This window comes from Amycolatopsis sp. NPDC004772 (assembly GCF_053601215.1).
This window is the reverse complement of record NZ_JBSGBK010000152.1, coordinates 1-10,915: the sequence shown is the minus strand read 5'-3', so window position 1 is coordinate 10,915 and position 10,915 is coordinate 1. Positions and strand designations below refer to the sequence as shown.

General features: G+C 71.8%; 15 protein-coding genes. 8 read left to right on the top strand and 7 right to left on the bottom strand.

The features are described from left to right. Both ACWEF6_RS42080 and ACWEF6_RS42075 read left to right on the top strand, forming a co-directional pair. Positions 1-1,938, top strand: a 1,938-nt coding sequence (locus ACWEF6_RS42080) for an IlvD/Edd family dehydratase (protein ID WP_449688063.1), incomplete at its 5' end; no start/stop codon positions are given. Between the two features lie 63 nt (positions 1,939-2,001). Next, the gene (locus ACWEF6_RS42075; protein ID WP_449688062.1) at positions 2,002-2,298 is read left to right on the top strand and encodes a DUF3040 domain-containing protein; all 297 of its coding nucleotides are present in this window, start codon (positions 2,002-2,004) and stop codon (positions 2,296-2,298) included. A gap of 70 nt (positions 2,299-2,368) precedes the next feature. On the opposite strand, the gene ACWEF6_RS42070 is transcribed toward ACWEF6_RS42075, so the two are convergent. After that, a complete protein-coding gene (locus ACWEF6_RS42070; RefSeq protein ID WP_310970564.1) occupies positions 2,369-2,785 on the bottom strand; it encodes a CBS domain-containing protein in 417 nt (138 codons plus the stop codon). An 88-nt stretch (positions 2,786-2,873) separates the two neighbouring features. Between ACWEF6_RS42070 and ACWEF6_RS42065 the strand changes: the two genes are divergently transcribed. Further along, a complete protein-coding gene (locus ACWEF6_RS42065; protein ID WP_449688061.1) occupies positions 2,874-3,500 on the top strand; it encodes a UdgX family uracil-DNA binding protein in 627 nt (208 codons plus the stop codon). Here the strand turns inward: ACWEF6_RS42065 and ligD are convergent. The 4 genes from ligD to ACWEF6_RS42045 form a co-directional block, all read right to left on the bottom strand. After that, positions 3,493-4,356 carry a non-homologous end-joining DNA ligase gene (gene ligD, locus ACWEF6_RS42060; protein WP_449688060.1) on the bottom strand — a complete coding sequence of 288 codons (864 nt, stop codon included), beginning with the start codon at positions 4,354-4,356 and terminating at the stop codon, positions 3,493-3,495. The genes ACWEF6_RS42065 and ligD overlap by 8 nt on opposite strands. Next, positions 4,353-4,547: an ATP dependent DNA ligase gene (locus tag ACWEF6_RS42055; RefSeq protein WP_449688064.1), complete on the bottom strand. Its 195-nt coding sequence runs from the start codon at positions 4,545-4,547 to the stop codon at positions 4,353-4,355. Before ACWEF6_RS42055 ends, ligD begins: the two co-directional genes overlap by 4 nt. A gap of 222 nt (positions 4,548-4,769) precedes the next feature. Continuing rightward, the gene (ku, locus tag ACWEF6_RS42050) at positions 4,770-5,702 is read right to left on the bottom strand and encodes a non-homologous end joining protein Ku (protein ID WP_449688059.1); all 933 of its coding nucleotides are present in this window, start codon (positions 5,700-5,702) and stop codon (positions 4,770-4,772) included. A gap of 15 nt (positions 5,703-5,717) precedes the next feature. Further along, the gene (locus ACWEF6_RS42045) at positions 5,718-5,912 is read right to left on the bottom strand and encodes a hypothetical protein (protein ID WP_449688058.1); all 195 of its coding nucleotides are present in this window, start codon (positions 5,910-5,912) and stop codon (positions 5,718-5,720) included. 176 nt (positions 5,913-6,088) lie between these two features. On the opposite strand from ACWEF6_RS42045, the gene ACWEF6_RS42040 reads away from it, so the two are divergent. Continuing rightward, the gene (locus ACWEF6_RS42040) at positions 6,089-6,307 is read left to right on the top strand and encodes a hypothetical protein (protein ID WP_449688057.1); all 219 of its coding nucleotides are present in this window, start codon (positions 6,089-6,091) and stop codon (positions 6,305-6,307) included. Positions 6,308-6,315: 8 nt separating this feature from the next. Here ACWEF6_RS42040 and ACWEF6_RS42035 read toward each other — a convergent pair whose 3' ends face one another. Beyond that, the gene (locus ACWEF6_RS42035; protein WP_191314477.1) at positions 6,316-7,047 is read right to left on the bottom strand and encodes an ANTAR domain-containing response regulator; all 732 of its coding nucleotides are present in this window, start codon (positions 7,045-7,047) and stop codon (positions 6,316-6,318) included. Positions 7,048-7,340: 293 nt separating this feature from the next. Here ACWEF6_RS42035 and ACWEF6_RS42030 point away from each other — a divergent pair, with 293 nt between their 5' ends. Next, positions 7,341-7,694: an STAS domain-containing protein gene (locus tag ACWEF6_RS42030; protein ID WP_449688056.1), complete on the top strand. Its 354-nt coding sequence runs from the start codon at positions 7,341-7,343 to the stop codon at positions 7,692-7,694. Here the strand turns inward: ACWEF6_RS42030 and ACWEF6_RS42025 are convergent. Continuing rightward, complete coding sequence (locus tag ACWEF6_RS42025; protein ID WP_449688055.1) at positions 7,691-8,656, bottom strand: TIGR03557 family F420-dependent LLM class oxidoreductase; 966 nt, start codon at positions 8,654-8,656, stop codon at positions 7,691-7,693. The two genes, ACWEF6_RS42030 and ACWEF6_RS42025, sit on opposite strands and share 4 nt — an antisense overlap. A 119-nt stretch (positions 8,657-8,775) precedes the next feature. Here ACWEF6_RS42025 and ACWEF6_RS42020 point away from each other — a divergent pair, with 119 nt between their 5' ends. The 3 genes from ACWEF6_RS42020 (at position 8,776) to ACWEF6_RS42010 (ending at position 10,405) form a co-directional block, all read left to right on the top strand. Next, positions 8,776-9,105, top strand: a complete 330-nt coding sequence (locus ACWEF6_RS42020; protein ID WP_191314474.1) for a plasmid stabilization protein — start codon at positions 8,776-8,778, stop codon at positions 9,103-9,105. Positions 9,106-9,167: 62 nt separating this feature from the next. Further along, a complete protein-coding gene (locus ACWEF6_RS42015) occupies positions 9,168-9,617 on the top strand; it encodes an ATP-binding protein (RefSeq protein ID WP_310970546.1) in 450 nt (149 codons plus the stop codon). Further along, positions 9,614-10,405, top strand: a complete 792-nt coding sequence (locus ACWEF6_RS42010) for a SigB/SigF/SigG family RNA polymerase sigma factor (RefSeq protein WP_449680246.1) — start codon at positions 9,614-9,616, stop codon at positions 10,403-10,405. The genes ACWEF6_RS42015 and ACWEF6_RS42010 overlap by 4 nt, the downstream gene beginning before the upstream one ends. Positions 10,406-10,915 lie beyond the last annotated feature (510 nt).

Below are 10,915 nucleotides of genomic sequence, written 5' to 3'. Positions count from 1 at the left end.
CCGGGTGATCGGCCTCAACGGGCTCGGCTGAGTCCCCAGCGCCCCAATGTGGCGTTGGGTGCGTCCAACGCACCGAACGCCACATTGGGTGCGCTGGACGCACCGAACGCCACATTGGGGCGCTTGAGGCGGGGCGTGCAATCCGGGACCGCCGTTGCCAGACTAGCCGGTATGGGACTGCGCAGCGAAGCTTGGTTCAACAACCCCGCCGACCCCGGGATGACCGCGCTCTACCTCGAGCGGTACCAGAACTGGGGCCTGACCCGGGAGGAGCTGCAGTCCGGCAAGCCGATCATCGGCATCGCGCAGACCGGCTCCGATCTCACCCCCTGCAACCGCCACCACCTGCAGCTGGCCGACCGGACCCGCGAGGGCATCCGCGAAGCCGGCGGGATCGCGATCGAGTTCCCGGTCCACCCCATCCAGGAGACCGGCAAGCGCCCGACCGCGGCCCTGGACCGCAACCTCGCCTACCTCGGCCTGGTAGAGACCCTCTACGGCTACCCGATCGACGGCGTCGTGCTCACCACCGGCTGCGACAAGACCACCCCGGCGTGCCTGATGGCCGCCGCGACCGTGGACCTCCCGGCCATCGTGCTGTCCGGCGGCCCGATGCTCAACGGGTGGTTCGACGGGCAGCGCACCGGATCCGGCACCATCATCTGGAAGGCGCGGGAGCTGCTCGCCGCCGGCGAGATCGACGATGCCGGGTTCATGGAGCTCGTCGCCTCGTCCGCGCCCTCCCCCGGGCACTGCAACACGATGGGCACGGCGTCGACGATGAACGCGCTCGCCGAAGCCCTCGGGATGAGCCTGCCCGGCTGCGCGGCCATCCCGGCCCCGCACCGCGACCGGGCGCGGATGGCCTACCGGACCGGGCTGCGGATCGTCGAGATGGTCCGCGAAGACCTCAAGCCGTCGGACATCCTGACGCGCGCGGCGTTCGAGAACGCCATCGTGGTGAGCTCGGCGATCGGCGGCTCGACCAACGCCCCCATCCACCTCGGCGCGATCGCCCGGCACATCGGCGTCGACCTGCCCCTCGACGACTGGCAGCGGCTCGGTCACGCCGTCCCGCTGCTGGTCGACCTGCAGCCCGCGGGCAAGTACCTCGGCGAGGAGTTCCACCGCGCGGGCGGTGTCCCGGCCGTGGTGCACGAGCTGATGCGGCACGGGCTGATCCACGAGGACGCGCCCACCGTCAACGGCCGCTCCCTGGGCGACAACTGCCGCACCGCCGAGGCCGGCGACCGGGACGTCATCCGGACGTTCGACACCGCCCTCACCCCCGACGCCGGCTTCCTGGTGCTGAAGGGCAACCTGTTCGACGCGGCGATCATGAAGTCCAGCGTCATCTCGCCGGAGTTCCGGCAGCGGTACCTGGCCGGCGGGGTCTACGAGGGCACCGCGGTCGTGTTCGACGGTCCGGAGGACTACCACGCCCGCATCGACGACCCGGACCTCGGCGTCGACGAGCACTCGCTGCTGGTCATGCGCGGCACCGGGCCGCTGGGCTACCCGGGCTCGGCGGAGGTGGTCAACATGCGCCCGCCCGCCGAGCTGATCAAGCGCGGCGTGCACGAGCTGCCCTGCCTCGGCGACGGCCGCCAGTCGGGCACCTCCGGGTCGCCGTCGATCCTCAACGCCTCCCCCGAGGCCGCGGCGGGCGGCGGCCTCGCCGTGCTGCGGACCGGCGACCGGGTCCGGATCGACCTCGGCGCCGGCACCGCCGACGTGCTGATCCCCGACGACGAACTCGCGCGGCGCCACCGGGAACTGGCCGAGGCGGGCGGGTACCCGGTGCCGGAATCGCAGACGCCGTGGCAGGAGATCCAGCGGTCGATGACCGACCAGCTCTGCGACGGCATGGTGCTGCGGCCCGCCGTGGCCTACCAGCGCATCGCGGCGACGAAGGGAATTCCCCGCCACAACCACTGATTCCGGTGCTTCGGCGCGGCGGAAAACGGGTATCCCCGCGATAGCCGAGGCGAGGAGGCCCCCATGCTCCCGGATCGTGAACGCCACGCCCTGCGCGAGATCGAAGCGGAGCTCCAAGCGAGTGATCCCGCGTTCGCCGCCGCCTTCAGCGGCCGCAAGCTGCGTTCGCCCCGGCGGTGGCCCCTGCTGCTGGTGCTCTGCGACATCACGGCGGTGGTGATGCTGCTCGTCGGGCTGTTCGCGCGCGACGCGGTGCTGGTGCTCTGGGGCACGGTGGGCGCGGGCGCGCTGGTGGCCTGGCACATCGCCCGCGCCGAGGCGGTCCGCGAGTCCACTGAGGACGGTGCCGCCACCCCCTGACCGCACACCGCAGTACGGCCGCCCCCGGAACCTCGCGCCGGGGGCGGCCGTACTGCGTCGAGACGCCGGGTCAGTCGTAGGACAGGGCCTCGACCAGCTCGCCGGCGGTCGGGTTGGACAGCGCTCGGGCCACGTCGGCCTGGGCCACGATCCCGACCAGGTCGTGCCCGTCGATCACCGGCAGCCGGCGGACGCGGTGCTCGGACATCGTGCGCAGGATCTCCTGGGCGTCGTCGTCCGCGCCGATCGTCACGACCTCGCCCTGGGCGAGCTCGCCGACGTGGAGCGCCCGCGGGTCCTTGCCCTCGGCCAGGACCTTCACCACGATGTCGCGGTCGGTGATCATGCCCTTCAGGCGGTTGTCCTCACCGCAGATCGGCAGGGCGCCGACACCCTTCTGCGCCATGGTGACCGCGGCGTCGTGCACGGTGTCCGACTCGCGGGCGCAGGTCGCGTCCGACGTCATGATGTCGCGTGCGGTGGTCATCGTGAACTCCTCTCTCCAGTGCGGTTGTCCTGTGGCTACCCGGGGCGGGCACGTTTACCCGCGGCCCGGACGGGGAATTTCGCCGCACATGCCGGATTCCCGCGGTGCCGAGCCGCCGGACACCACCGACCTGGCCCGGTTGCGGTCGGCGGCGTCCGGCTGCCAGGGGTGCCACCTGTACCAGGACGCCACGCAGACGGTCTTCGGCGAGGGCTCGGCCGGGGCGAAGGTACTCGTCGTCGGCGAGCAGCCGGGCGACAAGGAGGACCTCGCGGGCGAGCCCTTCGTGGGCCCCGCCGGGAAGCTCCTGGACCGTGCCTTCGACGAAGCCGGCTTCGACCGGGGTGCCCTGTACGTCACCAACGCGGTCAAGCACTTCAAGTTCAAGCGCGAGGGCAAGCGCCGCATCCACCAGAAGCCGGGCCGCACCGAGGTGGTCGCGTGCCGCCCGTGGCTGCTGTCGGAACTGCGCGCGGTGCGCCCGGACCTGGTGCTGCTGCTGGGCGCGACGGCCGCGCAGGCGCTGCTGGGCCCGAAGTTCCGGCTGACCGCCCACCGGGGCGAGCCCCTGGAACCGCCGCCGGAGCTGGCCGAGCTGGTGCCGTCGGCGATGGCGACGGTGCACCCTTCGGCGGTGCTGCGCGCCCCCGACCGGGACGAGGCCTACGCGAGTTTCGTCGCCGACCTCAAGGCCGCGGGCAAGCTCCTCAGGTGAGCTTCTTCAAGGCCGCTTCGGCCGAGCCGGCGTGCTCGCCGAGGTTCCGCCAGGGATCCTCCTTGCGGGCCAGCCGCTGTTTCTCCTTGCCCAGCGCCCAGCCGTCCGGGTCCGCCTTCCCCAGCTCGTGCCAGTCCAGCGGGGTCGCGGCCGCCGCCCCGGGGCGGGCGCGCAGCGAGTACGGGGCCACGAACGTCTGCGCGTACCCGTTGCGGTTGGCGTCCAGGAAGATCCGGCCGCCGCGCTTTTCCTTGCGCTGGGCGGTGGTCAGCCGATCGGGGTCGTCGCCGGCGACGACGTCGGCGAGGGCGCGCGACAGCTCCAGCACGGTCTCGGTGTCCGACTTCGCGTCCAGCGGCGCGAGGACGTGGAACCCGCGGCCGCCGGTGGCCTGGACGAACGCCGTCAGGCCGGCCCGCTCGTAGTGGCCGCGGATGCGCCGCGCGACCGCGCGCAGCTCGGCGACCGGCGTGCCGTCCGGCGGGTCGAGGTCGAGCACCAGCCGATCCGGGCGGTCCGGGGCGTCCACAGTGGACAGCCAGACGTGGAACTCAACGGTCCCCTGGTTCGCCAGGTACTCCAGGGTTCCGGCGTCTTCGCACACGACGTACTCGTCGGTGCCGCCGCCGCGGCGGGGAACGCGCTCGACGCGGATCGAATCCGGGAAGTGCTCCCCCGGGTGCTTCTGGAACCAGCCCTGCTTCCCGATGCCGTCGGGGTAGCGCCGCAGCGTCAGGGGTCGGCCGCGCAGGTGCGGCAGCATGACGTCGGCGACGGCGCGGTAGTACTCGACGACGTCACCCTTGGTCAGGCCGTCCTCGGGGTAGAACACCTTGTCCGGGTGGGAAGTCTTCACGCGCGCTCCCGGACGACGTGCGCGGCCTTCTTGCCCTCGCGCAGCCCGGCGAACCGCGGGTGCCGCAGCCGCCCGTCCCGCGTCCACTCGGAGAAGCCGATCTGCGCGACCAGCTCGGGACGCACCCAGTGCGCGCCCGGTTCCTTGACCGGCCCGGCGAACGGCGACCGCGCCGTCTCCCGCGCCCGCAGCTGCCCGTGCAGCGACGTCAGGCAGCTGCTCGTCGAAGCCGGTGCCGACCTTGCCGGCGTACTTCAGCGCGCCGTCTTCGTGGTAGAGCAGGTCGAACAGGTAGTAGGAGACGCGCACGCCGGTGGCCCGGGCCCGCGCGGGGTCGCTGAGGTGGGTCCGGGGCTGCAGCGCGGCGAAGCTTGTGAGCGTGGCCAGGGTCGGCTCGCGCCAGCCAGGGCCGGTCACGACGCCTTCAAGGCCTTCTCGAGCTGTGCGCGCGTCATCTTCGAGCGGCCCTTCACGCCCTGCTCGCGGGCCAGCTTGTCCAAGTCGGACTTCGACAGCTCCGACAGCGGAGGCTTCTTCGCGGCCTTCTTCTTCGGTTCCTTGCCGCCGCCCTTGCGGTTCTTCACGCTGCGCGACAGGGCCTCGAACAGGTCGACGACGTCGGCGGAAGGCTCCGGCTCCTCTTCGTGGGCGATCTCCTTGCCGGCTTCCTTCGCCTTGATCAGCTCTTCCACGCGCTCGGAGTACTCGTCGCGGTAGTCCTCGGGCTTCCACGGCGCGGTCATCTCGTCGACCAGCGCGAGGGCCATGTCGAGCTCCTTGGGCCGCGGCTTCGGCAGCTGCGGCAGCTTGCCCATGACGTCCTTCGGCTTCCGCAGGTCGGCGACGAAGTGCAGCGTGTTGAGCACCATGACGTCTTCCCCGGCCCGGACGGCGGCGAGGTATTCCTTGCCGCGCAGCACGAACTTCGCGACACCGGCCTTCTCGCTGCGGTCCATCGCCTGCAGCAGCAGGCCGTACGCCTTGGCGAAGTCCTCCTTCGCCGGCTTGAGCCAGTAGGTCTTGTCGAAGAACCACGGGTCGATCTCGTCGAGCTCGACGAACTGCTCGATGTCGATCCGGCGCGACCGCTCGGGCGCGATCTCGTCCAGCTCGTCCGGTTCGACGAGCACGTGGTCCCCGCCGCCGAGGTCGTAGCCCTTGACGATCTCGCCCTGGGTGACCTCTTCGCCGGTCCGCTCGTTGACGCGGCGGTTGCGGATCCGGTCCGACGTGCCGCGTTCGAACTGGTGGAAGTGGATCGTGTGGTCGGCCACCGCCGGGTACAGCTCCACCGGCACGGTGACCAGCCCCAGGCTCAGCGCGCCGCTCCAGACCGGCCGGGCCATGTCGTCCTCCCCGTCTCAGGCGACGTCGGTGCTGCGCTGGCCGCTCCGGTGCAGCCCGAGCATGTCCAGCAGCCGTGCGCAGTCCTCGGGGTCCTTGGCCCGCGCCGCCACGGCCAGCGCGGCCTTGTGGCGCGTGCGCTCCAGTTCCGCCGAGTCGCCGTCGACCAGGAGGTCCGACACCGGCCGCAGGTCGTTCCGCTTGTCTCGCATGTTCCGCTCCCCTCCGGCAATCCCGTTCCCGTTCGCGGGCGGGTTACCCAGGATCACGACGGGCGACACGGCCGTCACCGAAGATCCCGGCCGGCTAGGCCGAACGAGTGAATTCACCCAGGTCTCGGCCCGGACACGGGCAAGGTGGTGAGACCCACGTCACACCAGGAGGCCGGATGGGCACCCAGCTCCGCATCAGCCGCGAGGACGGCTCCCTGCCGTGCGAGGTGTGCGGGTTCCCGACGATGCACGTGGCCCAGGTGGTCGCCGACGACGGCACGGTGCTGGGCCGCACCCTGGTCTGCACGACGTGCCAGCGCAGCAAGCACCGCCCGGAACCCCCACCGGCCCCGGTCGAGTCCGACGCACCCCCGGACGAGGTCCCCGCCGGCTGACCGCCGGCTCAAGCCGTCGTCGTGGCCACCGCCGCCACGAACTCGGCCGCCACCTCGTGGAGCTTGCGGTTGCCGTCCTGCGAGCGCTTCACCAGCCGCTGGAACGCCTCCTCCGCCGTGATCCGGTGGGCCGCCATGAGGATGCCCTTCGCCTGGTCGATCACCGCGCGGGTCTCCAGCGCCCGGTTCAGCTGGTCGACCAGCTCGCGCGCCGCGAAGTACCGCCGCGCGCTGCGCAGGCCGAACACCACCGTCGCCGTGTACAGCTCGAGGATCTTGGTGCCCAGCTCGCTGAAGCCGTGCTCGCCGAAGCCGAAGAGGTTCACCGCGCCCGACATGTCCTCGTCGACCGTCAGCGGGGCCGCGAGGAAACTCGCCACGCCCAGCTGCTCGGCCGAGGTCACGAACTGCGGCCATAGGTCCCCGACCGCGCCCACGCCGACGCGGACCGGCTGGCCCGTCTCGGCCGCGCGCAGGCACGGGCCGTCGCCGATGCGGTACTGCTCGCGGTCGAAGTTGACCGCCCGCTGGTCGGTGCTGGCCACCGTTTCCGGCACGCCGTCGCGCACCAGCGTGATGCTGGCCATGTCCGCCCCCGGAACCACCTGCACGACGTGGTCGCACACCGCCTGCAGCATCTGGCCGAGGTCGAGCTCGCTGTCCAGCATCGCGGTCAGCGACTCCATCGCGAGCGTGACTTCGTCCAGCCGCGCGGTGAGCTGCTCATGGCCGCCCGTCATCCTGGTGACGCCCCTCCCTTTTTCGACAGGGCGCTCTCAACCAGGGGGGACCCGGGCGCGCGCCACTAGTGGGCCGCTAGCGCTTTAACGGGTCCAGCGCGAGATTACTGCATCCCGGTCAGTCCGGGCACGAGCGGTCACCACCGCGGCGCGCCGCACGCCCGTTCGGAGCAACGACGGTTGCGGGCGGTCGGCGCAGGGTTAGTCTCGGGTGCACGGTTCAACCAGCAGCCGCTCGAACTCCCCGAGCGCGGCGCTGCGGCCGCGCCGCATCAGGACGGTGGCGAACCGGCATGAAACCTCGCTCCAGCTTGCGGCTGCGCACGGCGTGGCCCGCTCTGCACGCCGTTCTGGTGACCGCGCGCGGCGAACTCGACAGCGCGACCGCCGGCGACCTCGCCTCGCTGCTGTCCGACCGCCTGTGGGCGACGCCGGACCGGCTGGTGGTCGACCTGTCCGAAGTGGACTTCCTCGGCGTGGCGGGGATCCGGGTGCTGCTGCACGCGGCGCTGCAGGCCGGGCCGGGCGGCACCGAGCTGCTCGTGGTCACCGGGACGAACCCGGTGGTCCGGCGGGCGTTGCGGGTGACCGGGGCGGACCACCGTCTCAAGCTGGCCGAACGGCGGCCCGCCCCCGCACCAGCTTAGCCACGCAGGGCCGGGAGCAGCTCCTTCTCGGCGAAGTCGAGGAAGCCGTCCTGCTGGTCACCGCCGATCTGGACGAGCGCGACGTCGGTGAAGCCCGCCTTCTCGAACTCCTGCACCGCTTCGGCGATCGGCTCGACGTCGGGGCCGCAGGGGATCGAGCCGGCGACGTCGTCCTCGCGGACGAACTGGGTCGCCCCGGCGAACCCGGCGGGTCCCGGCAGCTCGGCGTTGACCTTCCAGCCGCCGGCGAACCAGCGGAACTGCTCGTGCGCGCGCTTCACGGCGGCTTCGCGGTCCGTGCCCCAGGACACGGGCAGCTGCCCGATCTTGCGGCTCGGCGCGCCGCCCAGCTTCGTCGCGTCCCACTCCTGGGACAGTTCCACCTTCGGCTCGACGGCGATCATCGCGTCGGCGACCGGGGCGAACCGCCGGATCGACTGCGAACCGGAGACGGCGACGCCGATCGGCGTCCGCTTCTCGGGCAGGTCCCACAGCTTCGCCGAGTCGACGCGGAAGTGCTTGCCCTCGTAGTCGAAGTAGCCGCCGTCGAACAGGCCGCCGATGATCTGCACGGCCTCGGCGAGCATTTCGTGCCGGACGTTGGCCGGCGGCCAGCCCCGGCCGATGACGTGTTCGTTGAGGTTCTCCCCCGCGCCGAGGCCGAGGGTGAAGCGGCCGCCCGAGAGCGCCTGCACGGTTGCCGCCTTCTGGGCCACCACCGCCGGGTGGTAGCGCATGGTCGGGCAGGTCACGTAGGTCATCAGCTCGGCGCGCTCGGTCACCTGGGTGACGGCGCCCAGCACGGCCCAGGCGTAGGGCGCGTGGCCCTGTTCGTCCAGCCAGGGCGAGTAGTGGTCGCTCATGACCTCGAAGTCGAAGCCGGCCCGTTCCGCACCGGCGGCGAACTCGACCAGGTCGCCCGGGCCGGCCTGCTCGGTCATCAGGGTGTAGCCGATCCGCATCGGCCCTCCTCTCCATCGGCTCCCCGCGTACCCGTGAGGAGCAGGCGGTAACCGCCGCGGCCGGGACGTTTGCCGCGCGATCAAGCGGGTACCCACCCCGCGAGACGAAGGGAGCGGGTATGCCTCAGTCGTGGAGCGGCAAGCGCGAACGCCAGTACGAACACATCAAGGACTCGGCCGAGGACCGCGGCGCCAGCACGAAACGCGCCAAGGAGATCGCGGCACGGACGGTGAACAAGAACCGTGCGCAATCGGGTGAGTCCCGGCAGGCCAGCAAGACGTCGCTGAAGGACAAATCGCCCCAGCAGCGCGGCGGCGAACGGTCCGGCAACCGCAAGGGCCCGGGTGGCCCGACGAAGGACCAGCTCTACAACGAAGCGAAGAAGAAGAACATCGACGGCCGCTCGAAGATGACCAAGAAGGAACTCGAACGGGCGCTGGGCCGGTGACCATTCCCGAAACGCCTGATCACGAAGTGTCAGCATTACACCGGATGGGTAGTACCTCCCGCATGGAAGAAACTCGAAGCGACAGCTCGTTCGGCGGCAAGCCGACCGTCGACGAGCTGCTCGACGAACTCGTCGAGCTGCGGCTCCCCGCGATGGCGGAGCAGATCCCGCTGGTCAGGATGCTCACGCACGGCGTGGTCTCGCGCGCGGACTTCGGGCTGGACGCCATCGCCGACGCCAAGATGGCGGTCGACGAGGCGTGCGCGCAGCTCGTCCAGCTGGCGGAGCTCGGCTCGCAGCTGCAGTGCCGCTTCCGCCTGGCCCCCGACGGCCTGCACGTCATCGTTTCGACCCGCTCGACCGACCCGCGGCCGCCGAGCGACCGCACGTTCGGCTGGCACGTCCTGACGACGCTGAGCCGATCGGTGACCGCGCACTGCGACGCGCTGCCTGGTGGGGGTGCGGGCATCGTGACGATCGAGCTGGTGCTCAACCCGGGAACGAGCGCGTGAGCAGCGAGCGCAAAACCCTCCTCCACCGCCCGGACGAGTATGCCCACTGCGAACCGCTGTTCGAGGAACTGGGTGGCCTCGACCCCGGCGACCCCCGCCGGGAGGTGGTCCGCAGCAAGCTGGTGACCGAGCTGCTGCCCCTGGCCGAGCACATCGCCACCCGGTTCTCGGGCCGCGGCGAGCCCCGCGAGGACCTGGTCCAGGTGGCCCGGATCGGCTTGATCAACGCGGTCGACCGCTTCGACCCGTCCCGCGGCCACGACTTCCTGTCGTTCGCGGTGCCGACGATCATGGGCGAGGTCCGCAGGCACTTCCGCGACACGGGCTGGTCGGTCCGGGTCCCCCGCAGGCTGAAGGAGCTGCACCTGTCGTTGAGCCAGGGCTCGGCGGTGCTGTCCCAGCGCCTGGGCCGCGCCCCCACGCCGACGGAGCTGGCGGAGCACTTGAACCTGGACGTCGACGAGGTCCGCGAGGGCCTGCTGGCGGGCAACGCGTACCAGGCACTGTCGGTAGACAAGCCGGTCCACGACGACGCGGAGGCGTTGTCCCTGGCGGACACGATGGGCGAGCCGGACCACGAGATGGCGATGGTGGAGAACCACGAAGCCCTCCAGCCGCTGCTGCAGGAACTCCCCAAGCGCGAGCGAGCAATCTTGGTGATGAGGTTCTTCGGCGGCTTGACCCAGACGCAGATCGCGGACCGGGTGGGCATTTCCCAGATGCACGTCTCCCGCCTGCTGTCGCAGACCCTGGAGCAGCTTCGCGGAAAGCTCACCGGCGAGGGCTGAGGGACGCCGGTTGCCGGGCGGCCGCGCTGGCGCTTCGCAGGGCTCACCTCGCCCCTCGAGCCCCAGGTCGCGGGCCGCAGTCCTTGCAGCACCCCCGCCCGAGGCCGGGGCCCCGCCCGAGGCGCGAGCTCACGGCCCACGGCCCACGGCTCACGGGACGCAGCCCACGCACGCGGCACGCGGCCCGAGCCCACGGCCCACGGCCCACGGCCCACGGCCCACGGCCCACGGCCCACGGCCCACGGCCCACGGCCCACGGCCCACGGCCCACGGCCCACGGCCCACGGCAGTCTCGCAGCCAGCGGCCCCGCGACAAGCGGCACGCGCCCCGCAGCCCGAGCCCACGGCAGTCTCGCAGCCAGCGCCCCGCAGCTCGAGCCCGCGGCACGCACCCAGCGGTCCCGCGGCACGCGGCACGCGGCACCGGCCGGCTACAGCGGCTTTCCGAGCGGGCAGCGGGTCGAGCTGAACGCGAAGTACTCGTCGCTGCACCGCGGCGGGCCGTGGGTG

What these genes read in the sequence shown, in the direction of transcription:
- ACWEF6_RS42075 (WP_449688062.1), top strand. Translation starts at nt 2,002, where the DNA reads ATGCTCCCGGATCGTGAACGCCACGCCCTGCGCGAGATCGAAGCGGAG.
- ACWEF6_RS42070 (WP_310970564.1), bottom strand. Translation starts at nt 2,785, where the DNA reads ATGACCACCGCACGCGACATCATGACGTCGGACGCGACCTGCGCCCGC.
- ACWEF6_RS42065 (WP_449688061.1), top strand. Translation starts at nt 2,874, where the DNA reads ATGCCGGATTCCCGCGGTGCCGAGCCGCCGGACACCACCGACCTGGCC.
- ku (WP_449688059.1), bottom strand. Translation starts at nt 5,702, where the DNA reads ATGGCCCGGCCGGTCTGGAGCGGCGCGCTGAGCCTGGGGCTGGTCACC.
- ACWEF6_RS42045 (WP_449688058.1), bottom strand. Translation starts at nt 5,912, where the DNA reads ATGCGAGACAAGCGGAACGACCTGCGGCCGGTGTCGGACCTCCTGGTC.
- ACWEF6_RS42040 (WP_449688057.1), top strand. Translation starts at nt 6,089, where the DNA reads ATGGGCACCCAGCTCCGCATCAGCCGCGAGGACGGCTCCCTGCCGTGC.
- ACWEF6_RS42035 (WP_191314477.1), bottom strand. Translation starts at nt 7,047, where the DNA reads ATGACGGGCGGCCATGAGCAGCTCACCGCGCGGCTGGACGAAGTCACG.
- ACWEF6_RS42030 (WP_449688056.1), top strand. Translation starts at nt 7,341, where the DNA reads ATGAAACCTCGCTCCAGCTTGCGGCTGCGCACGGCGTGGCCCGCTCTG.
- ACWEF6_RS42025 (WP_449688055.1), bottom strand. Translation starts at nt 8,656, where the DNA reads ATGCGGATCGGCTACACCCTGATGACCGAGCAGGCCGGCCCGGGCGAC.
- ACWEF6_RS42020 (WP_191314474.1), top strand. Translation starts at nt 8,776, where the DNA reads ATGCCTCAGTCGTGGAGCGGCAAGCGCGAACGCCAGTACGAACACATC.
- ACWEF6_RS42015 (WP_310970546.1), top strand. Translation starts at nt 9,168, where the DNA reads ATGGAAGAAACTCGAAGCGACAGCTCGTTCGGCGGCAAGCCGACCGTC.